General features: G+C 73.4%; 23 protein-coding genes. 5 read left to right on the forward strand and 18 right to left on the reverse strand.

The window, feature by feature from the left end; all coding sequences use genetic code 11:
- Positions 1-10: 10 nt before the first annotated feature.
- The 5 genes from ACWGH0_RS31835 to ACWGH0_RS31855 form a co-directional block, all read right to left on the reverse strand.
- The gene (locus ACWGH0_RS31835; RefSeq protein ID WP_453407744.1) at positions 11-1003 is read right to left on the reverse strand and encodes an aldo/keto reductase; all 993 of its coding nucleotides are present in this window, start codon (positions 1001-1003) and stop codon (positions 11-13) included.
- Positions 1004-1035: 32 nt separating this feature from the next.
- Positions 1036-2025: a Gfo/Idh/MocA family protein gene (locus tag ACWGH0_RS31840; RefSeq protein WP_453407745.1), complete on the reverse strand. Its 990-nt coding sequence runs from the start codon at positions 2023-2025 to the stop codon at positions 1036-1038.
- Positions 2026-2181: 156 nt separating this feature from the next.
- On the reverse strand, positions 2182-2640 hold the full coding sequence (locus tag ACWGH0_RS31845; RefSeq protein WP_453407746.1) for a CBS domain-containing protein: 459 nt from the start codon (positions 2638-2640) through the stop codon (positions 2182-2184).
- Positions 2641-2690: 50 nt separating this feature from the next.
- Positions 2691-2987: a hypothetical protein gene (locus ACWGH0_RS31850; protein WP_453407747.1), complete on the reverse strand. Its 297-nt coding sequence runs from the start codon at positions 2985-2987 to the stop codon at positions 2691-2693.
- A gap of 68 nt (positions 2988-3055) precedes the next feature.
- Positions 3056-3223, reverse strand: a complete 168-nt coding sequence (locus ACWGH0_RS31855) for a hypothetical protein (protein WP_453407748.1) — start codon at positions 3221-3223, stop codon at positions 3056-3058.
- Between the two features lie 253 nt (positions 3224-3476).
- Here ACWGH0_RS31855 and ACWGH0_RS31860 point away from each other — a divergent pair, with 253 nt between their 5' ends.
- The 4 genes from ACWGH0_RS31860 to ACWGH0_RS31875 all read left to right on the forward strand — a co-directional run bounded on the left by ACWGH0_RS31860 (position 3477) and on the right by ACWGH0_RS31875 (position 7776).
- Positions 3477-5894 (forward strand): SpoIIE family protein phosphatase, encoded by a 2418-nt coding sequence (locus tag ACWGH0_RS31860; protein ID WP_453407749.1) that lies wholly within the window; start codon positions 3477-3479, stop codon positions 5892-5894.
- Positions 5895-5986: 92 nt separating this feature from the next.
- Positions 5987-6460: a DUF5709 domain-containing protein gene (locus tag ACWGH0_RS31865; RefSeq protein WP_453407750.1), complete on the forward strand. Its 474-nt coding sequence runs from the start codon at positions 5987-5989 to the stop codon at positions 6458-6460.
- A gap of 201 nt (positions 6461-6661) precedes the next feature.
- Positions 6662-7255 (forward strand): hypothetical protein, encoded by a 594-nt coding sequence (locus ACWGH0_RS31870; protein WP_453407751.1) that lies wholly within the window; start codon positions 6662-6664, stop codon positions 7253-7255.
- Between the two features lie 128 nt (positions 7256-7383).
- Positions 7384-7776, forward strand: a complete 393-nt coding sequence (locus tag ACWGH0_RS31875; protein WP_453407752.1) for a hypothetical protein — start codon at positions 7384-7386, stop codon at positions 7774-7776.
- A gap of 150 nt (positions 7777-7926) precedes the next feature.
- Here the strand turns inward: ACWGH0_RS31875 and ACWGH0_RS31880 are convergent, their stop codons facing one another.
- The 9 genes from ACWGH0_RS31880 to ACWGH0_RS31920 form a co-directional block, all read right to left on the reverse strand.
- Entirely contained in the window at positions 7927-9975 is a 2049-nt protein-coding gene (locus tag ACWGH0_RS31880) for a transglycosylase domain-containing protein (RefSeq protein WP_453407753.1), read from the reverse strand.
- Positions 9976-10051: 76 nt separating this feature from the next.
- A complete protein-coding gene (gene tgmB, locus ACWGH0_RS31885; RefSeq protein ID WP_453407754.1) occupies positions 10052-10990 on the reverse strand; it encodes an ATP-grasp ribosomal peptide maturase in 939 nt (312 codons plus the stop codon).
- Between the two features lie 19 nt (positions 10991-11009).
- Entirely contained in the window at positions 11010-11201 is a 192-nt protein-coding gene (tgmA, locus tag ACWGH0_RS31890) for a putative ATP-grasp-modified RiPP (RefSeq protein ID WP_453407755.1), read from the reverse strand.
- A gap of 92 nt (positions 11202-11293) precedes the next feature.
- Positions 11294-12484, reverse strand: a complete 1191-nt coding sequence (locus tag ACWGH0_RS31895) for a CapA family protein (protein WP_453407756.1) — start codon at positions 12482-12484, stop codon at positions 11294-11296.
- Positions 12485-12527: 43 nt separating this feature from the next.
- Positions 12528-12800 (reverse strand): hypothetical protein, encoded by a 273-nt coding sequence (locus ACWGH0_RS31900; protein WP_453407757.1) that lies wholly within the window; start codon positions 12798-12800, stop codon positions 12528-12530.
- A 149-nt stretch (positions 12801-12949) separates the two neighbouring features.
- A complete protein-coding gene (locus ACWGH0_RS31905; RefSeq protein ID WP_453407758.1) occupies positions 12950-13402 on the reverse strand; it encodes a YbhB/YbcL family Raf kinase inhibitor-like protein in 453 nt (150 codons plus the stop codon).
- 78 nt (positions 13403-13480) lie between these two features.
- Positions 13481-14116: a nucleotide exchange factor GrpE gene (gene grpE / locus ACWGH0_RS31910; protein ID WP_453407759.1), complete on the reverse strand. Its 636-nt coding sequence runs from the start codon at positions 14114-14116 to the stop codon at positions 13481-13483.
- Positions 14113-15990: a molecular chaperone DnaK gene (gene dnaK / locus ACWGH0_RS31915; RefSeq protein ID WP_453407760.1), complete on the reverse strand. Its 1878-nt coding sequence runs from the start codon at positions 15988-15990 to the stop codon at positions 14113-14115. The genes grpE and dnaK overlap by 4 nt, the downstream gene beginning before the upstream one ends.
- A gap of 28 nt (positions 15991-16018) precedes the next feature.
- The gene (locus tag ACWGH0_RS31920) at positions 16019-16405 is read right to left on the reverse strand and encodes a J domain-containing protein (RefSeq protein WP_453407761.1); all 387 of its coding nucleotides are present in this window, start codon (positions 16403-16405) and stop codon (positions 16019-16021) included.
- Positions 16406-16575: 170 nt separating this feature from the next.
- Here ACWGH0_RS31920 and ACWGH0_RS31925 point away from each other — a divergent pair, with 170 nt between their 5' ends.
- Positions 16576-16911: an STAS domain-containing protein gene (locus tag ACWGH0_RS31925; protein ID WP_453407762.1), complete on the forward strand. Its 336-nt coding sequence runs from the start codon at positions 16576-16578 to the stop codon at positions 16909-16911.
- A gap of 56 nt (positions 16912-16967) precedes the next feature.
- On the opposite strand, the gene ACWGH0_RS31930 is transcribed toward ACWGH0_RS31925, so the two are convergent.
- The 4 genes from ACWGH0_RS31930 to ACWGH0_RS31945 form a co-directional block, all read right to left on the reverse strand.
- Positions 16968-17879, reverse strand: coding sequence for a phosphatase domain-containing protein (locus tag ACWGH0_RS31930; protein ID WP_453407763.1), 912 nt, complete (start codon positions 17877-17879; stop codon positions 16968-16970).
- A 3-nt stretch (positions 17880-17882) separates the two neighbouring features.
- Positions 17883-19100 (reverse strand): T4 RnlA family RNA ligase, encoded by a 1218-nt coding sequence (locus tag ACWGH0_RS31935; RefSeq protein ID WP_453407764.1) that lies wholly within the window; start codon positions 19098-19100, stop codon positions 17883-17885.
- 70 nt (positions 19101-19170) lie between these two features.
- Positions 19171-19398, reverse strand: a complete 228-nt coding sequence (locus tag ACWGH0_RS31940) for a hypothetical protein (protein WP_453407765.1) — start codon at positions 19396-19398, stop codon at positions 19171-19173.
- Between the two features lie 397 nt (positions 19399-19795).
- The gene (locus tag ACWGH0_RS31945; RefSeq protein ID WP_453407766.1) at positions 19796-21076 is read right to left on the reverse strand and encodes a D-alanyl-D-alanine carboxypeptidase family protein; all 1281 of its coding nucleotides are present in this window, start codon (positions 21074-21076) and stop codon (positions 19796-19798) included.
- Positions 21077-21165: the final 89 nt, after the last annotated feature.

The following is a 21165-nucleotide window of genomic DNA, read 5'->3' on the forward strand; positions in this document are numbered from 1 at the left end:
GCGTACGGTCCTACCAGCGGTGGTGCACCTGCGCGCGGACGCGCCGGTCGTACAGCTCGCGCACCGCGTCGAGCGTGGCCGGCGGCAGCGCGGGCGCGGCGGCCGCCGCCGCGTTCGCCCGTGCCTGCTCGGGCGACCGCGCGCCCGGGATCACACTGCTCACACCGGGCTGCTGGATGATCCAGCGCAGCGCCGTAGCGGCGGCCGTCGCGCCGGCGGGGGCGAGCGCGGCGAACTCGGCGGCGGCCTCCACCCCCGTCTCGAAGTCGACCCCGGAGAACGTCTCGCCCTGGTCGAACGACTCGCCGTGGCGGTTGTACGTCCGGTGGTCGTCGCCCGCGAACACCGTCTCCTTGGTGTACTTGCCGGACAGCAGCCCCGACGCGAGGGGGACCCTGGCGATGACGCCCACCCCGGCCTCGGCGGCGGCCGGGAGCACCTCCTCCAGCGGCTTGAGGCGGAAGGGGTTCAGGATGATCTGGACGCTCGCCGTGCCCGGCCGCGCGATGGCGGTGAGCGCCTCGGCGCACGTCTCCACACTCACGCCGTACGCGGCGATCCGCTGCTCGGCCACCAGGGTGTCCAGCGCGTCGAAGACCGCGTCGGAGGAGTACACCGAGGACGGCGGGCAGTGCAGCTGCACCAGATCGAGCGTGTCCGCGCCGAGGTTCTCGCGGGACCGGTCGGTCCAGGCGCGGAAGTTGGCCAGGACGTAGTTCTCCGGCAGCTGGTCGACGAGGCGGCCCATCTTGGTGGCCACGAACACACCGGCGTCGGGCCGCTCGCGCAGATAGCGGCCGATCAGCCGCTCGCTGCGTCCGTCGCCGTACACGTCGGCCGTGTCGAGGAACGTCACACCCGACTCGACGGCCGCGTCCAGGACGTCGAGCGCGTCCTGTTCGCGCACGTCGCCCCAGTCGGCGCCGAGCTGCCACGTGCCGAGGCCGACCACGGAGACGTGGCGGCCGGTCCTGCCCAGAGTTCGTTGATCCATGAAATACATCCTAGGTCGGCTCGTCGGTGGTCACTCCACGCTCACTCGCCGGGAAAGCGCAGACCGACGAGTGCGCGGACCGTGTCCAGTGTTTCCATGACCTCCAGGCTTCCGCGCAACGGCACCAGCGGCGACTGCGTCAGCTTCTCCCGCAGGCAGCGCATCACCTCGCGCGCCTGCGGGACGTAACCGTGACCGGTCTGCGGGTCCGCGACGAGTGTGCGCGGCTCCTGTCCGTCCCGCCGCACGATCGCGGTCCGGGGGTTGTAGAAGTCGGCGGGCAGCTCGATCCGGCCCTCGGTGCCGTGCACGACGGCGCCGCGCGCGCTCTCGGCGGTCAGCGAGCAGGAGAGGACGGCCATGGCCCCGGTGTCGTGGCCGAGGACCATCGCCGTGCTCTCGTCCACCCCGGTGTCGCCCAGGTCCGCCCAGGCCGCGACGTGGCGGGGCGGGCCCAGCAGCAGGTGGGCGAAGGACACGGGGTACGTACCGAGGTCGAGGAGGGCGCCGCCGCCGGCGGCGGGATCGCACAGCCTGTGCCCCGCGACGTACGGGACCCGCGCCCCGAAGTCGGCGTGCACGGAACGCACCTCGCCCACGACACCGTCGGCGATCAGCGAACACACGCGCCGGACCAGTGGGTTGAGGTAGGTCCACATGGCCTCCATCAGGAAGAGCGACTCGCGCTCCGCCAGCTCGACCATGGACGCGGCCTGGGCGCGGTTCAGAGCGAACGGCTTCTCGCACAGCACCGCCTTCCCGCCTTCGAGGCACGCGGTGGTCGCGGCGACGTGCTGGGCGTGCGGTGTGGCGACGTAGACGACGTCGATGTCCGGATCGGCCGCCAGCTCCCGCCAGCCGCCGTACGCGCGGGGTATGGCGTGCCGGTCGGCGAACAGGCGGGCGGACCGCTCGGAGCGCGACCCCACGGCGACCACCTCCGCGTCCGGGATCGCGGCCAGGTCCTCGGTGAAGGCGGCGGCCATGGGGCCGGTGGCGAGGATCCCCCAGCGGACCGGGCGTTCGGGCATGCGGAGTCTCCTGAGGTGCCGTGAAGAAGCAGGGAAGCGCCCGGTGGGAACGTTCCCACCGGCAGGTCGAAAGACTCACTCACGGCCCCACCGCTGTCAAGGGATCACGAGCCCGCCGCGCTCCGGCGGCCGCCGCCCCGGCGCGCGGCGACCGGGTCACGAGCCGCTGACGAGACGGGACATCAGACAGGCGGCCGTGATGGCACCGAGCAGCCGGACCTCGTCCCCGTCGCGCTCGATCACCGCGACCAGGGGGCTGCGCGTACGGGCCATCAGAGCCGCCACCTGGAGCAGACCCGCGTCCGGTCCGACCACCGGCGGCGCGTACGTGCGCGGCGGCAGCCACTCGGCGACCGTCAGCCCGGAGATCTTCTCCGTGACCTCGTCGAGGTGCCGGTCGTCGATCACGGACACGAGCAGCGGCTCCTCCAGCAGGTAGTCCGGCACGAGCTGCTTGATGAGCTGGGAGCCCGGAACGATGGCGTACGGCCGCTGATCGGAGTCGACCACGAGGAGCGCGGGCAGCCTCTTCCCGGCGAGCAGGCGGGCGGCGTCCACCGCGTCGGCGTCCACGGAGATGTGGGGGTACGTTTCCGCGAGATCTCGGGCGAGCATGGCCGTTCTCCTTGCCGGAGCGGAGCCCTACGGCCGTAAGGGCGGCGGCGTCACTGTGCCGTGGAGCTGTGGGGCGGAGTGGGCACCGTGGCGGCGCCGCCGGCGCGGACCGCCGCCACCACGGCGTCGTGCAGGTTCCGGCTGTCCGCCTCGGAGGGGGACGGCACGGGACTGCCCGACATCGTGTACCAGTCCGACGATCCGCTGTACTGCACGGCGATCCGCGCCTCGCCGTCGGCCCATGTGGTGTGCACCGTCAGGTCACCGGTCAGCACGCCCACCTCTTCGGTGAGCACCCCGCCGCGGCCCGTCAGCACACCGAGCGTCGTCCATGAAGCCCAGTCCATGTTTCCAAGTCTCGCATTTGTGGCCGCATCCGCGACCGGCGTAGGGACGGCCGGAAAGCGCGGCCCGGTCAGCTCCCGTCCCGCTCCTCCGGGTGCGCCCGGTCCTCGTGCTCCCCCGACCGCTCGCCGGGCCCTTCCGTCCCTTCCGGGGACTTCCGCTCCCGCTCACGGGCTCGACGCTTCTCCTCCTCCAGTTGCCTGCGGACGTCTTCCGGCTTCTCTCCGAGCTGGTTCATTTCGCGCACTCCGCGGTCGGTACGGCGTCGTCTCGCGGCCAGGCTCACACAGCCCCGCCGCACCCGCACCCGCACGCCGGCGCCCGCGCCGCGACCCGCCCGTCCGCACCGGCCGTTCGGCCCTCCGGGCAGGCGGACGGCCGGGGTGGTCGATAGCCTGATCGGGAGACCCAGGACACCGACGGATCGAGGGAGCCGACCGTCCGGCCGGATCAGGACCGATGAGATGCCGATCTCGGGGGTGCGTGTGCGCATGGCTCGCAGCAACGAGGATCCCCTCGACGCAGGCAACGCCGCCGGGCTGCTGGTGGACGGTGCCGGGACGATCCTCGGCTGCACACCGGCGGCCGAGACGCTGCTGGAACGGACGACCGAGGAACTGTGCGGCCGACGCCTCCAGGACCTGCTCGCCGACCCCGGCCGCTGGCCCGAGATCATGGCGCGGCGCAGCGGCCCGGTGTGGGAGGGCCGTGTCCTGGTGCGCGAGGGCGGCGGACGCGAGGCGGACATCGTCTTCCGCGTCCTGCCGCTGGAACCCGAGCAGCCCGACCGGCGCGCGTCGCGCTTCTTCCTCCTGGTGGCGCCCTGGCCCCTGATGGTGAGGTGGCGCCAGGACCACGCCTTCATGCAGGAGCTGTTCCTCCAGGAGCGCGTCGGGTTCGCCATGTTCGACCGCGACCTGCGCCTGGTGCGGACGAACACCCAGATCCTCCCGTACACGGGCCTGCCCGACGACCTGGGCGGCCTGCGCCTGGAGGAGTTCCTGTGGCCCGAGGACGCGCGGGTGATCGAGGAGCGGCTGCGCGAGGTGCTCTCCACCGGGACGCCGCTGGTGTCGATGGACGCCCTCGTACGGACCAGGATCGACCCGGGAACGGGCCGCATCATGGCGCTGTCCGCGTTCCGGCTCCAGGAACCGGACGGGCGGGTCATGGGCGTCACCGCCCTGTTCACCGACGTCACGGAGCAGCGCGGCGCCCAGGAGCGCCTCGACCTCCTGCACCGCGCCACCGCCGTGCTGGGCAACTCTCTGTCCGTCCCCGAGACCACACAGGACCTCGCCGACGTGCTGGTGCCCGTACTGGCCGACCTGGCCGCCGTCGACATCGCCGAAGCGGTGTTCGCCCACGAGGAGCCGGGGCCCGCCCACCAGCGGCACCACGTCCTGCGCAGATCGGCCGTGGCGGGGGCCGGCCTGGAGACGGCGCCGCTGCTGGGCGCCTCCGTACGGGTCGACATCAGCGAGGCCCTGAGAGGCCACCGCTGGCCCCGACGCGCCGGCGACGGGCCGGACGGCGGCGACGGTGCGCCCGGCCCCATGCCCCCTCCCGTGCCCGGCGCCGATGCGCGCTCCGGGATGAGCGCACCCCTGCGGGCCCGCGGCCGGCTCCTCGGCCGGGTCACCGTGTGGCGCACCGGCAACCGCCGCCCCTTCGGCGCCGACGACCTGGCCCTCCTGGAGGAGGTCGCCTCCCGCGCCGCCCTGGTGGTGGACAACGCGCGCCGGTACGCCCGCGAACGCCACGCGTCGGTGAGCCTCCAGCGCAGCCTGCTGCCGCCCACGACCACCGAGACGGCCGCCGTCCACAGCGCCAGCGTCTACTGCCCCACGGACACGGCCGGGGGAGTGAGCGGGGACTGGTTCGACGTCATCCCCCTGTCGTCGGCGCGGGTCGCCCTCGTCGTCGGGGACGTCGTCGGCCACGGCCTCCAGGCCACGGCGATGATGGGGCGGTTGCGGACCGCCGTGCGCACCCTCGCCGACCTCGACCTCGAACCCGACGAACTGCTCACCCACCTCGACGACCTCGTCTCGCAGCTCACGGTCGAGAACGGTTTCGAGGACGGCGCGACCGCCACCGGACCGCGCAGCGCCTACGACACGTTCGGCGCCACCTGCCTGTACGTCACCTACGACCCGGTGTCCCGGCAGTGCGCGATGGCGAGCGCCGGGCACCCGCCGCCGGCCCTGCTGGCCCCCGACGGCACCGCCCGCTATGTCGACGTCAGCCCGGGACCGCCGCTCGGCGTCGGCGGACTGCCCTTCGAGCCCGTGGAGATCGAGGTCGAACCGGGCAGCGTACTGGCGCTCTACACCGACGGCCTGGTCGAGCGGCCCCGCGCCGACCTCGACGAGGGCATGGCGGCCCTGCGCACCCGGCTGACCACCGCGGGCGCCCTCGACCGCCCGCTCCCGGACGTCGGCCGGGAGGTGGTGGCGGACCTCGCGCCGAGCCCGCTGTCGGACGATGTGACACTGCTGCTCGCCCGCACCCGGGGGGTGTCCCCGGAGCACAGTGCGCGGTGGGTCCTGGAGCCCGATCCGGCGGTGGTGTCGGACGCCCGCGCGCTGGTGGTGCGCCAGCTGACCCGGTGGGGCCTGGACGAACTCGCCTTCACCACCGAGCTGGTGGCCAGCGAGCTCGTCACCAACGCCATCCGCTACGCGGGCGGAGGCCCCGTCGAACTCCGGCTCATCCGTACGTCGACACTCATCTGCGAGGTGTCCGACCCCAGCAGTACGCAGCCCAGGATGCGACGCGCACGGGCCACAGAGGAGGGCGGGCGCGGCCTGTTCCTGATCGCGCAGCTCACCGAGCGGTGGGGCAGCCGGTACACCCGCCACGGGAAGACCATCTGGACGGAACAGCCCCTGCCGCGCTCCCCATGAGGGCGGATCGTCCCGTGTCCGGTGTGGCGGTGGTCCGGCCGGGTACCCGGCTGCCCGCACAACGATCACACCCCCGAGGAAGGGAGCAGCGCATGTCCGAGGAAACCGCGCGCGGCGACGACGTGTACCAGCCCGTCCACTCCGACGCGCAGAACAGGCCGAACGACGACCTCGACCTCGAGAACGTGATCGGAGAGCGCGACCTCGACGACATGCTGGACGAGGGGTATTCGCCGCCGGAGCGGGCCCTGGGAGCGACGAAGTACGGCACCACGGGCCGGGAACAGCGCGAGGGTGAGTCCCTCGACCAGCGTCTGGCGCAGGAGACCCCCGACGTGCGGCCGCCGGACGGCGACGAGGTGGGGGACCTGCCGGACGGCGAGGGTGAACCCCTGGCGGAGCAGGCCGCCGACGCCCGTGCGGGGCGCATCGCCCCGGTGCTGGAGGAGGCGCCGCCGCGCAGCATCGGCGTAGTGGGGCGGGACGTCGGTGTCGACGGCGGCGCGGCGTCGGCCGAGGAGGCGGCGATGCACGTCGAACGCACCGAGGGCGACGACGCGTTGTAGCACCGGTGGCATGCATGTCACACCATGCGCCGGCGCAGGTAGGTGTCACCGCGGGAAAACACCGCACCGAGTGAAACCGGGAACCCTGCTCGACTGCGTACGCAGGGGCGATGCCGAATCGTGGCACGCACGTGGTTCTGCGCGCACCACGGATGTGAGTACCATCCGCCCCCAACAGTCGTGCAAGGAAAGTGAGCTGTCATGGCAGAGGACAATCCCACGCTCCAGGCCCAGTACGCCGGCCAGGTCGACGCCGACCTGGCGCGCAACACCGCCGAACAAGAACGTGTCCGGTCCGAGGTCGACGCTCTGCGCCACCGGCTCGAGGCGCTGGAGAAGGACCACGAACTGCTGGTGAGCATGCGCGCGGCCCTGGGCGCACCGCCGGTGAAGAAGGCCCGGGCGGCGAAGGCGGGCGCACCCGCGGCCAAGGTGCCGCGGGCCCGGCGCGCCAAGCCCGCTACCGGCGACGGCAAGGGCACCCGCGCGACGGCGCGGCCCGACACCGCGGCCGGGGCGGGCAGGACCACCACCCCGCCGCTGCGCGAACTCGTCGTCGCGGTCCTCGCCAAGCACGACGAACCGCGGTCGGCGGCCGAGGTCGCCAAGGAACTGGCGGAGGCACACCCCGGACGCAAGCTCGGTGTCACCGTGGTCCGCAACGCGCTGGAGGCGTCGGTCGCGAAGAACCAGAGCGAACGGTCCAAGCAGCAGAAGTCGGTGTACTACCGGGCCGTCAAGAACGACGGCGCGACGGAGCAGCCGGCCGCGGCCGGCTCCGGGACCGGCGCGTAACGGCCCGCGCCGCGACCGCATGGAATCGAACACGCGCTGAACATGCCGTCCCCATCGTGCGTATTACGGGCTACCCGCGCCCGAGCCAGGTGTGGTGAAACGTCTCTGTGTCGACGACAGGAGCGGACATGACGGATCGTGTGGAATCGATGATGCAAGGTCTCCCCGGCGGCGGGGCCGAACTCTCGGTGGTGCTGACCCTGCGGTGGGACGACGTCGCCGCGCTCGGCCGCGAGGCGAGCCGCCTGGCGGAGCAGCGCGGGGCGCCCGTGACGCTCGACGAGGCCGCAAGCCACCGGCTCCGCACCTGGTCGTCCGTGGCGAACGCCCCGGACGAGCGCAAGGGCACGGTGTCCCCACCGGGCCCGCCGCCCGCCGCCCTCACCGGCACGTCCGCGGCGGACCGGTCCCGGCCGCACGTGGGGCACCTGAGCGAGACCGCCCCGGTGGCGTCCATCCCCTCGCACGCCGCCCACGCGGCACAGACCCCCGTGGGGGCGGGCACCACGGCCCAGCGGTGAACACCGCCCGTCCGCACGGCAGTCGTCGGCGGTGGGGCGCCCGCACGCACGAGCCGGAGGAAGGGGCCGGCGTCCCGGACGGGGACGCCGGCCCCTTCGGCGTACTCCCGGCGGGCGTGCGCCGCGAGGGACGCGGTGCCGGGGCCCCGCCTACCGGGCGTCGGCCACCGTCGCCGCACCGTCCCCTCGCGGTGTCACCGCGGCCATGTACGACGACCACACCCGCAGCGGCAGGAAGTCGCCCCGCTCCGTGTCCGGTCCACCCACGCCCGAGACCGGCAGCAGGGCCGCCTCACCCGGCCTGGTACGGAAGACGGTCACCGCGGTCGACAGCTCACCGGTGTAGCCGACGAACCACGCGGCCCGGACCCGGTCGTCCCCGCCGGTCCGGCCGGCGGCGACCGGAGCCAGCGCGCGCAGTGTGTCCGGCGCCAGGGCGTCCACGGCGACGTCCCGCATCGCCCGCCCCACCTCGCGGGCGACCCCGGTGTCCAGGACCTGCCTGCCGGGGGGCCGCTCCAGGCCGTCGAGGGGCGTGCCCCGGTAGGTGACCGCGGTGACCGAGTACGGGTCCGTACGCCGGCCGTCCTGTGCGAAGGTGGCGTACGCGTCGGCCATGCGGATGGCGCTGGGGGTGGACGTGCCGTCGGAGAAGCGGCGTTCCAGCGGCCCCATGCTCTGCGGCAGCAGGCCCGTACCCACCGCCAGATCGCGCACCCGCGCCAGGCCGACGTCCTCACCGAGGCGGCTGTAGACGCCGTCGCCGTCCCGCACCAGCGCCTCGCGCAGTGTGGCCGGACCGGCGGCGAACGGCAGCACGCCGCGCCCGAACGGGACGGTGCCGGGCCCCTGTTCACGCGGCGGCAACGGCGTCCCGGAGGTCAGCGCGCCCGTCCCGTCGTAGAAGCTGTCGGCGGTCACCGGCAGCGGGGCCGGGACGCCCTCGGCCGGGCGGACACCGTGCTGGAGGGCCGCCGCCAGGACGAAGGGTCTGAAGGCCGAACCGACCGGCACACCCGCCGTGTCGGCGTTGTTGGTGAAGTGCTCGGTCGCGTCCGGCCCGCCGTACAGCGCCAGCACCGCCCCGTCGTCGGGACGGACCGAAGCGGCGCCGACCTGGACGTGCCGGTCGGCGCTCCGCCGTCCGGGATCCAGCGCCCGCGCCGTGACGTCCTCGACGGTCCGCCGCAGCCGGTCCACCTTGTCCTTGTCGAACGTGGTGCGGATCCGGTAGCCGCCCCGTCCGAGGTCCGCGGCGGTCAGCCCGGTGCGTTTCGCGATGTACTTGTTCGCCACGTCCACCAGGTAACCGGTCTGTCCCGACAGGCCGGTGGACACGAGCTGCGCGCGGGGCTCCGGGAACTCGGTGTACGTGGCCCGCTCCTGTCGCGACATGAGCCCGAGCTCCACCTGCCGGTCCAGGACGTACCGCCACCGCGCCTCGGCCCGGCGGTGGTTCGCCTCGCTCAGGGACGGGTCGTAGTCCTGCGCTCCCTTGAGCAGGGCGGCCAGCAGCGCGCTGCGGGCCGGGTCGAGGTTCCTGGCGTCCGTGCCGTAGTAGGCCCTGGCGGCGGCCTGCACACCGTAGGCGTTGCGTCCGAACCAGCTGGTGTTGAGGTAGCCCTGGAGGATCTCCTGCTTGGAGAGCGACCGGGACAGTTTCACGGACAGGCACAGCTCCCGCAGCTTGCGGTCCAGGGTCTGCTCCGGTGTCAGGTACGTGTTCTTGACGTACTGCTGGGTGATGGTGGAGCCGCCCTGGACGTCCCCTCCGCGTGCCATGTTGACCACGGCCCGGCCCACGCCCGCGACGGAGAAGCCGGGGTCGCTGTAGAAGTCGGCGTTCTCCGCCGCGATCACCGCGTTCTGGAGGGCGGGCGGGATGTCGGACAGCGGGACGTTCTGCCGGTTGACCGCCCCGACGCTCGCCATCTGCGTGCCGTCGGCCCAGTAGTAGACGGTGGCCTCGGCCCGCGCGGTGGCGTTCACGTCCTCGATCCGCACCGTGGAGTAGACGTACCCGAAGAGGGCGGCGACCGTGCCGAAGAGGAGCAGGAGCAGACCGAGCGACTGGCGCCACGACGGCACGAGACGGGCCGGGCCGCGCCGGCCCCGGCGGGGGTAGTCGACCCACGGCCGCCGGCCGCCGCCCCGGGACCGGCGCGCCGCCGCCCCCGCATCTCGTCCCGTTCGACGCATCACAGACGCTCGCCCCGTTTCTCCACGATCCCGGTCACTCCGACGCCCCCTACTACGCGCCCGGCCCGTTCCCCGTTCAGGGGCGTTCGCGGGCCGGCCGCGCCAGCCAGGACGCGACGGCCGCCGCGATCGGCTGGCCCGTCTCCAGCTCGACGAAGCCGAACTGCCCGCCCTGGTTGCACTCCAGGAACCACCACACGTCCTCGGCGTCCTCGGCGAAGTCGAACGCCGCGTACGCGAGCCCGGCGAGACCGGTGTACTCGTGCACGGCGCGCGCGATGCCGCCGGGTACGCCGACGGGCTCCCACGGGCTCGCGTGGTCGCCGAACCGCCCGTCGACCTGCCCGGGCGCAGCGGCCTTGCGGGCGGCGAACAGCCGGCCGCCGACGCTCGTCAACCGGATGTCGGCCCGCTTGGGCACGTACCGCTGAAGCAGCGTGGGGCAGGCCGCGACGGCGCCGAAGTCCGTGCCCGGCTCGACGAGCGCGGTGGGCAGGGTGATCCCGGGATCACCGCGCGGCGGCCCCGAGAGCGACTTCACCACGACCCTCCCGTACTGTGCCGCGAACTGCTCGGCCACCCGCGGAAAGGTCGTGACGACGGTGGGCGGCACGGCGAAGCCGCTCTGCTGGGCGCACCGCAGCTGCCAGGGCTTGAGGCGGGCCTGTTCCGCCCGGCGGGGATGGTTCATCCAGCGCGCGGCACTGGCGTACAGCGCGCCGTACAGCGCCTGCCCGGTCTCGGCGGTGAGCCACTGCGACGGCTCCGGCGCGTGCGCCGCGGGCTCGCCCGGGCGGCGTACCCAGACGGAGCGCAGGGCCTCGGAACCGACCACGCGCCCGTCCGCCGACAAGTGGCAGTGGAAGTCGCCCCGCACGTACTCGGCCGACAGGCCGACCGTGCCGGGAAGGTCCGCCGGGTCCAGCCGGACCAGAGGGACGCCAAGGGCGTGCAGTTCGGCCACCACCATGTCGGCGGTGACGTCCTGCGGGCAGGTCAGGATCAGTACGGTCATCGAAGGCCGCCGGGAGCGGTCAGTCGTCGAAGTGCGTCTGGGAACCGGCTGTCGACGTCGTGGTGCCGACGGTCAGGAGCAGCGCCCGGTCGTCGATGGCGGGACGCCCGTCGGGCAGCAGGTTCAGCTGGAGGGCGCTGCTGTAGCCGTAGGGAACCGGGACGTCCGGCGCCGGGCTCGGCTCGGCGTAGTTCAGCACGAACGGTCGCATGGAACGGGCTCCTCGTTGCCTGATCATCGGGCGTACACGGGGCAGTACGCACGGACCGGCGCGGAAGTTCAGCGTCAGCGGTGTGACGCGCGTCAACCCGGCCCCGTCAACCCCCCGTGACCGTGAGCCCCGTGAGCCGGTCGGGCCGGGGTCCTACGCCGCGGCTGCGCCCACCGCAGCGAGAGGAAGCCGTCGGAGCCCGGCCCGCGCTCCAGCCGGGTCCCGAAGTCCCGCCCGGCGCTCGTCAGGGTCTCGCACAGCCAGTCGCCCTCTGCCGCCGACGCCGGGCACAGTGTCATCCGGCGGGCCCGCAAGGGGGCGATCCGCAGCCCGGTCAGCTCGCCCGTACGGACGTCCAGCGACGGGAAGTACAGCAGGCGCAGGTCGTCCCGGTACCGCTCGTGGCCCCGGATTCCCTCGTAGTCGTCGACGAGGTCGCCGCAGCCGTACAGGACGAGTCTGCCCCGGTACACCTCGACCGGGCGCGGATGGTGCGAGGAGTGACCGTGCACGACGTCCACTCCGCCGTCGACGAGCCGCCGCGCGAAGGACCTCTGGGCCGGCGGGACGGCGTAACCCCAGTTCGATCCCCAGTGGATCGACACGACCGTCAGGTCTCCGTCCCGCCGTACGGCCCGCAGCCGCCGCACGAGCGCGTCGGCCCCGCGGAGGGACAGGTCGGGTACGAAGTCGACGCCCGGCCGGTGCTCCCCGGCCGCCCACTGCGCCGGTACGCCACTGGACGCGGCGCCGCACGACAGCACGAGCACCCGCCCGCCCCCCGGCGTGGCGACGGCCGCAGGCCGCCGCGCCCGCGCCGCGTCCCGGCCCGCGCCGGCGTACCGCAGCCCGGCGGCGCTCAGGACGTCCAGCGTCTCCTCCAGGCCGTGGCGGCCGAAGTCCAGGACGTGGTTGTTGGCGAGCGCGCACACGTCGGGCCGGGCCGCCGTCAGGCACACGACGTTGTCGGGGTGCATCCGGTAGTTGACGGCCTTGCCGGGGGCGAAGTCGTCGCTCGTCGTGACGCTCGTCTCCAGGTTCACGACCCTGGCGTCGGGCGCCACCGCCTCCATCGCGGCCAGCGCCGCGCCCCACGGCCAGGCCGGGTCCACGGGCGAGGGGACCGGGCCGTTGACGGCCTCCGCCAGCGCCACGTAGTCACGGGCGTCGTGGACGTACCCCTCACGCAGCGCCGGGTCGCCGGGGTGCGGAAGGATCTGGTCGACGCCCCGGCCCGTCATCACGTCGCCGCTCAGCATGAGCGTGACGGAATCCCGGCCCATACGCCCCATTCTCCCACGGGGCTCGTCGGCGCCCGTGGCCCTCCTACTGCTCCGGGTAGGGAGGCTGCTGCGCGGGAGCCTGCTGGACGGGGGGCTGCTGGGCGTACGGATTCGCGGCGTACGGGGGCTGGTTGGGGTACAGCTGGACCGGGGGGTGCGGCTGCGCGGGGTACTGCGGGGGCTGGTGCGGGTAACCGCCGTGACCGGCCGCCGCGCCGCCGCCTCGGCGGTTGCGCCCGGCCACGACGAGCGTGACGACGAGGCCGACGACCACTGCGAGCACGATTGCCGCACCGATGGTGATCAGCATTCCCATGGCCTGTTTCCATCCTGAAGTCGCTGGTGGGAGGGGTGGCATCAGTGTGGCCGGGACCGATCGCCCCGGCCGCTGCCGCCGTTCAGCGTACGGGATCGGCGTACGCGGGAACTCCGCCGGGAAGCGGTGCGGCCCTCTCCCCGAGCGCCTCAGCGCCGGTACAGGCCGACCAGCGCGCCTTCGGCCAAGTGCCGCCCGGCCACCGCCGCGTGCACCTCCTCGGCGCCGGCCTCCTCGGGCAGCTCGACGGGCTCCGGCAGCGCGTACAGGCGGAAGACGTACCGGTGGGCCCGGTCGCCGGGCGGCGGAAGCGGGCCGCCCCAGCCGGACTCCCCGAACCCGTTCATCAAGGGCTGTCCGCCCTCGGGAGTCCGCCCCTCCTCCACCCCGCCGGCCGCCGGGTCGATGCCCGTGACGAGCCAGTGCACGAACGTCCCCGAGGGCGCGTCCGGGTCCTCGCACAGCAGCAGCAGCTCCGTGGCGCCCTGCGGCACCCCCGACCACGACAGGTCGGGGGAGACGTCGTCACCCTCCTTGGCGTAGCGGCGCGGAATGGTCGCGCCGTCGTCGAACGCCGAACTCCTGAGCTCGATAGCGGCCATGCACGAAGTGCTACCCCGCGGCGACGGGCGCCCGCCGCCCGGGCCGGCAAGATGCACCGACTGGCGCAGCGGCGGGAGCTACCCCTGGGGGCCGCCCGGCAGGGGCCCCGCGACCGCCGCCTGCGCGGGCCGCAGGAGGTGGCCGCCGACCCGGTAGCCGGGCCGCAGGATCGCCGTGCAGGTGGGGCGCTCGACCGTGTCACTGCGGCGGTACGACACGGCCTCGTGCACGAACGGATCGAAGGGGTCGCCCACCGCGCCGAACGACTCCAGCCCCAGGGCCGCCAGTTCCGAACGGAGCTCCCGGGCGACACGCTCGAAGCCGCCGGTCACCTCGCCCTGCTCGGCGGCCCCGGCGAGGGCGTCGAGCACCGGCAGAAGCCGTTCCAGCACGTTGGCCACGGCGATCTCGCGGACCGCGAGGCGGTCGCGGCGCACGCGCTTGCGGTAGTTGTCGTACTCGGCCTTCAGCCGTTGCAGGTCGGCGGTGCGCTCCCGCAGCCGTGCGCCGAGCGCTTCCTCGCGGGACGCGTGGGGCGGGTCGTCCGCGCCGCCGCCCGGGGGCGCGCCGGCCACCCGCTCGGTGCGTACCTCTCCGCGTTCCGCCGAGCGCACCGGGAAGGCCGCCGGAGCGCCGGCGCCGTGCCGCCCGTCCCGGACCAGCTCCAGCAACGGCACACGGCGGCGGCCGCCACCGCCGGTCGGGCGCTTCATCCCGCGCCTCCCTTTTGCTTGTCGTCGTCGACGATCTCCGCGTCCACGACGTCCTCCTCGCCGTGCGCACGGGCCCCGCCGTCGTCCGCGCCGCCCGCGGACCCGCCGGACGCCGGGCCCTGGCCCTGCGCGTCGGCGTACATGGCCTGGCCGAGCTTCTGCGAGACGGCCGCGACCTTCTCGGTGGCGGTGCGGATCTCCGCGGTGTCCTCCCCCTTGAGCCTGTCCTTCAGCTCGGTCACGGCGGTCTCGACCTCGGTCTTGACGTCACCCGGGACCTTGTCCTCGTTGTCCTTGAGGAACTTCTCCGTCTGGTAGACGAGCTGCTCGGCCCGGTTGCGGGTCTCGGCGGCCTCGCGGCGCCTGTGGTCGTCCTCCGCGTACTGCTCGGCGTCGCGGACCATGCGCTCGATGTCGTCCTTCGCCAGCGACGAACCGCCGGTGACGGTCATCCGCTGCTCGCGCCCGGTGCCGAGGTCCTTCGCGGTCACGTGCATGATGCCGTTGGCGTCGATGTCGAAGGTCACCTCGATCTGGGGGAGGCCGCGCGGGGCCGGCGGCAGGCCCGTCAGCTCGAACATGCCGAGCTTCTTGTTGTACGCCGCGATCTCCCGCTCCCCCTGGAAGACCTGGATCTGCACGGACGGCTGGTTGTCCTCGGCCGTCGTGAAGACCTCCGAGCGCTTGGTGGGGATCGTCGTGTTGCGCTCGATGAGCTTCGTCATGATGCCGCCCTTGGTCTCGATGCCCAGGGACAGGGGCGTGACGTCGAGCAGCAGGACGTCCTTGACCTCGCCCTTGAGGACACCGGCCTGGAGCGCCGCCCCCATCGCGACGACCTCGTCGGGGTTCACGCCCTTGTGCGGGTCCTTGCCGGTGAGCTCCCGCACCAGGTCGGTCACGGCCGGCATGCGGGTGGAGCCGCCCACGAGGATCACGTGGTCGATGTCGGAGACCTTGATCCGCGCGTCCTTGACCGCGTTGTGGAACGGAGCCCGGCACCGCTCCAGCAGGTCGGCGGTCAGCTGCTGGAACTGTGAGCGCGTGAGCTTCTCGTCCAGGTGCAGCGGCCCCTCGGCCGACGCGCTCAGGTACGGCAGGTTGATGGTGGTCTCGGTCGCCGCCGACAGCTCGATCTTGGCCCGCTCGGCGGTCTCCCGCAGCCGCTGCGTGGCCATCTTGTCCTTGGACAGGTCGATGCCGTACGCGTTCTTGAACTGCTTGGCCAGGTGGTCCACGATCCGCTGGTCCCAGTCGTCGCCGCCCAGATGCGTGTCGCCGTTGGTGGCCTTCACCTCGACCACGCCCTCGCCGATCTCCAGCAGCGACACGTCGAACGTGCCGCCGCCGAGGTCGAACACGAGGATCGTCTGGTCGTTCTCCTTGTCGAGCCCGTACGCGAGCGCCGCAGCCGTCGGCTCGTTGATGATCCGCAGCACGTTCAGGCCGGCGATCTCCCCGGCCTCCTTGGTCGCGGTGCGCTGGGAGTCGTTGAAGTACGCGGGCACCGTGACGACGGCGTCCGTGACGTCCTCGCCGAGATAGCTCTCCGCGTCCCGCTTGAGCTTCTGCAGGACGCGCGCGGAGATCTCCTGCGCGGTGTAGCGCTTGCCGTCGATGTCCCCGTGCTCGGGGAAACGCCACGAGGACTCGCCCACGTGGCGCTTGACCGACCGCGCCGTGCGCTCGATGTTCGTCACGGCCTGCCGCTTGGCGATCTCGCCCACGAGAACGTCGCCGCTCTTCGCGAAACCGACGACCGACGGCGTCGTACGGGCGCCCTCGGTGTTGGTGATGACCGTCGGCTCGCCGCCCTCCAGTACGCAGACCACCGAGTTCGTCGTACCCAGGTCGATACCCACTGCACGTGCCATTGCCTTCTCCTCACCCTGCTCACGCCGCTCACCCCGCGCTCCACCGGGTGGGGCCCGCGTACAGCGGCGGCCCACCCGGCCGCGGCGGGGGAGGGGGGTGGTGCGTCACGTTCACCGTGCGCGCGTCCGTGCCGTCGCTCCGGCCGGCGCGCGCCCCCGTGTCCCGGCTCCGGCCGAGCCGCGAGTCGTACGCCGCACGCAGCACGGGATCGCGCAGGATCCCGTAGGCGGCCACGACGTCCGCGAACCGGCTGTCCGCCGCCGGCCGGCCCGGGTGGGCGTCGGGGTGGAGCGCGCGCACGAGCCTGCGGTACGCCGAGGTGATCTGTCCGGCCGAAGCGGTCGGTTCCACGCCGAGTACCGCGTAGTGGTCATGTCGGCGACCGGACGGCCCCAGCCCTGCCACTGCGCTCACCTCCCCCGCTCTGACCTGCGGTTATGGAGGAAACCTGTATAAAATCCTGCATAGAACGCGCCGACGGGGTTGTCAAGACGCGCCGCGGGTGGACAGGACGTCCGGTCAGGGGTTTCCCTGGAGGAGCGAAACCGCCGGTCCACCCCGCACCGTGAGCACGAGGGGGCGCCGTGAACGACACGCTTCAGGTCGGTGTCCATGCCACCGGCCCCGGCACCTGCCGGATAACCCTGGCGGGCGACCTCGACGTCGTCGGCGCGCCGGACCTCAGACAGGCGGTCCAGGCGGCCGTGGCCGGCCATCGGCAGGTGCTGGTGGACTGCCGGAACCTGACATTCTGCGACTGCTCCGGGCTCAACGCGCTGCTGGGCGCCGCCCGCGCGGCGAAAACCGGTGGAGCCGACCTCCGGCTGTGCGCCGTACCGCGCTCGCTGGCCCGGCTGCTGCGTCTGTCCCACACCGGAGGCGCGTTCACGATCGATCAGGAGCCGGCCGAGGCGCGGTAACCGGCGGCGGCGCCCCCGCCGGTGTCCGCCCCGGGCGCGCCGCCATTCTGCCTCTTCTAGAACGCGCCGTAATTGACCTGCCACGTCGGCAGACCCATACGGCGCCACAGGGCTACCACCCGGTCGCGGTCGTCCAGCGACACCCGCACCGCGTACCGATGACGCACGTGCCGGTCGAACAGCTCGGCCTTCACGACGTCGTCGCGTCGCCCGTCGCCCGCCGGGCGCATCCACAGCTCGTCGTACGGCACCTCGTGCCGCCGCAGCCACGCCTCCGTCTGCGTCCTAAACTCCTCACTCCGCCCGGACAGCAGCACGATCACGTCGTTGTCGGCGCGCCGGAAGGAGTGCAGCGCCTGGCGGACCGAGACGTTCAGCAGGTCGACCTCGCAGCGCGTGAAGTCGTACGGCCCGCGGTCGCCGGTGAGCGCGAGCGTGCCGTCGATGTCGCACATCACCGCCACCGGCAGCGACGGGTCGGGCACGTACGGCTCGACGGGAGCCCGGTCGTTCAGCCACGCCTCGGTGAGCCGCCATCCGCCCCGCCTGGCCTGCGCGTGCCGGTCGGCCAGGATCCGGATGACCTCCTCGCCGACGCGCTTCTCCCGCGCGGAGTCGCGGCGTACGCACTCCTCGACCGGCACCTCCGTGAAGTCGTGCACGGTGAACGTGGCCAGACCGGCTACCGCCGCCTTCAGCCGCTTGGGGATGTGCGGTGTCATATGGGTGTTGTCCACCACCACGTCGAAACCGCCGTCGACGGCGGCCCGCACCGCGGCGTCCTGGATCTCCAGCACCGTCTGCTCGTGCGCCCACGACCTGCGCTCGGCCGCGGGAAGGTCGAGCATCGCCCGCAGGTCGTCGAGGTTGACCCGGCGCATCCGCCCGTCGGCCCGCGCCTGGAGCTCGCGCGCGGCGGTCGTCTTGCCCGAGGCGGGCAGTCCCGTCATGACGTGTACTACGGGCACGGGTCAGTTCTCCTCATCGGTCGTGAACGGGTCGGACGCCTCGGGCCGCACGGCACGCCACACGACGAGGTCCGTCGGACGGCCGTCGAGCCGCAGGAACATCGCGGCCCGGATCCGGGCGTCGGGCAGCACCTTGACCGCACGGGCGAACGCCCCCCGGTCCGCAGCGAGACGGGCGACCTTCTCGTACGCCTCGTCGATGGCGCGCTCCAGCGCCGCCGCCTCGGCCTCCAGGCGTGCGATCACCCCGCGCACCCAGGCGTCGAACTCGTCCGGCACCTGCTCCAGCAGCGCGTCCAATGGGCGTCCGCCCGCCGCCGTGACGCCGACGAGCTCGGCGCGCGAGCAACCCAGGCCCTGCGCCAGCCGCTTCGGGGACATCCCGGCGAACCGCTGGATGCCGTGGCTGCGCCAGATGTCCCGCTCCGTGACGCCCGTCATCACCTTGTGCAGACGTACGTACTCGGAGAGCTTGGCCTTCGCCCGCACCCCGGACGAGAAGCGCAGGACGAAGCCCTCGGCGTCGGTCCCCGAGGCCCGCCGGCCGCCGGGCATCGTATTGGACGAGGTCAGCGCCATCAGGTCGGCCAGGGGCATGGCGGGCCACACCGTGACCAGGGAACCGACGCCCTTCCAGGCCGTGCCCGCCTCGGCCATGGGTATCTCCGCTCCGTCACGGCCGAACGCGGCGAGGAGCACCAAGTCCCTGCGGTCGCCGTAGTCGACGACGATGCGGTTCTCCGGGTACACGATCTCCGCGAGGTACGTCACGCCGGGCGTCAGGGCCGACGTGTCCCGGTGGTCGAGCCGGCGCTGCGCCCACCTCGCCTGTGCGCTGATGAAGGAACCCTTGGACGCGACGCGCCACCGGCCCGCGTAGTGGAAGACCACCGCGAGGCTGCCGTCGACCTTGTCGTACACCTCGAACGGTTCGTCCGGCAGGGCGGGCGCGTACGGCTGACCCGACTCGTGCTCCCCGACGTTGAAGAACTTCGGCAGCGGCAGCGCGACGATCTCGCCCGTGGCGTCGTCGGCGACGAGCCCGCGGCACCGCGTGGTCACCTGGTTCCAGATCCGCTCGTACTGGCACGTCCGCGTGTACGTGTAGATGGACAGCGGCAGTTCGGGGTGCGGCTTGCGGGTGACGTGCCCGGCGTCGAGCGCCGCCGCCAACTCCCCCGGCGGCAACAGCTCTTCGAGAGTCAGGTGGACCTGGCTCATGGTTCCTCCCAGTTTCTGATGCGCCATTCTCTCGTGGGGGAGGCTCCGGCCGACAGCGAATAATCCGTCGTCAGGGGGTGTGCGGTACGCGTCGCACGGGTTCTTTCCGGCGCGTCGTGCCGACGCCGACGCGGACGACCGCCGTCGCCGCGGCCACCCGGAGGCCGAAGGGTTCACCGAGCACGACGGCGCCCAGCCCGACCGCGACGAGGGGCAGCAGACGGCCGACGGCGGCGGTGGGACGCGGCGTACGGCCGACGACGGCGGGCCGGCTCCTCACCGAGCACACTGCCGTCATGGGCCAGAACATCACCGAGGGGAGGCGGCCCTGGCCGGCATGGGGGCCGGACGCACCGGCAGGCCCGGCCGTCCGCCACTTCGTCCTTTCAACCCCTCGCTCGTCGCGCCCGCCCTGGCCCGGCGGCGCCGCGAGCGTCAGGGCGTTCGGATCGACCGCGAACTCATCGCTCCCGCAGGCTATGGCGGACTACGCCACCGCGCTGGGCCTCGTCGCCGGCGGCCCGGGTGTCGGGCTCGTACCCCGCCTGGGGGCGGCCCGCCGCCGTACCGGCGTCGTCTTGCGCGGGGTGCGGCGCCCCGAACCGGTCGGACGGTCCACGCGGCGGTACGGGAGGGCGCCCTGGCGCGGCCGGCCTTCCGCACCTGGCGCACGCCCTGGTGACCGGGGCGGCCGTCTACTGCGGCCCGGGCCCGGACGGAGGGCGCGGCGGTCGCCGCAGCACTCGGCCCCGCAGGGACGCGAACGCGGAAGCGAACCGGCCCGCGTACGCCGGCCGGCGCCGGCCGCCCCGAGTCCACAGGATGGCGCCCGCCGTCAGGCACGCCGCGCCCACCAGTGCGCCCAGCGAGGAGTACGCGAAGCCGGAGCCGGACTCCTCGCGCTGGAGGGCCGCCGCCTGGGCGGCGGAGACGGGCCCGGTCCCCGGATCCCGGTGCATCGCGGGCGGGAGCAGCGATCCGACGGGATGGACCCGTCCGGAGGCGGCGAAGCCCCAGTCCAGCAGGGAGCGGGCCTCCTCGTACACGGCGAGGCCGCCGCCCTTCTGCGGGTTCATCACCGTCACCAGCAGGCGCCGCCCGTCGCGTTGCGCGGCGGCGATGAGGGTGTGGCCGGCGCGGGTGGTGTAGCCGTTCTTCAGGCCGATGATGCCCGGGTACCTCTTCACCCCGTCGCTGCCAGTCAGCAGCCGGTTGGTGTTGCGGATGCCGAACGTCCAGGTCGGGCTCCCGTCCGGGCGCGTGCCGCCGGGGAAGCGCGTGGCGGCCGTCGCGGCATACTGGGCGAACTGCGGGTCGGCGAGCCCCGACCGCCCGAAGACCGCCAGGTCGTACGCGGAAGACACCTGGCCGGGAGCGTCGTAGCCGTCCGGCGAGACCACGTGGGTGTCCAGCGCGCCCAGCGTCCGCGCCTTGGCCTGCATCTGCGCCGCGGTGGCCTTCCAGCCGCCGTTGAGTTTCGCCAGGACGTGCACGGCGTCGTTGCCGGAACTGAGGAAGACGCCCCGCCACAGATCCGCGATCCGGTAGGTGCGTCCCGGCAGCACCCCCACCATGCTGCTGCCCTCGCCCACCGAGGCCAGCTCGGCGTCGGCGACCGTGTGCAGGGCGCTGCCGGAGAGGCGGGGGAGGGCGGTGAGGGCGAAGAGGGTCTTCATGGTGCTGGCCGGCGGCAGACGCCGGTGCGCATCGTGGGCGGCCAGGACGTCGCCCGTGCCGACGTCCGCCACCAGCCACGACAGGGCGGACAGCTTGCGGGGAAGCGCGGGCGCACCCGGCTTGGGGCGTACGTGGGTGCCCATCCGGTGCAGGAGGGCCTTGCCGACGGAGGCGGGCCGCGGCGGCGGCAGCGGGTCGTTGTGGGGAGCGGCGGCAGCCGGTGGCTGCGTGAGGGCCAGCGCACCGAGGGCGAACGCCGCACCGGTGAGAGCCCCGCGAACACTGGACCTGGTGATCATGCGACCAGCGTAAAAACGGACCGCCCGGCGCGCAGGGCCGCTGGGCCGACCGGCCGAACCGGGGGCCGCCCCGCGGTGAGGGGCGGCCC

This window comes from Streptomyces sp. NPDC054887 (assembly GCF_053610585.1).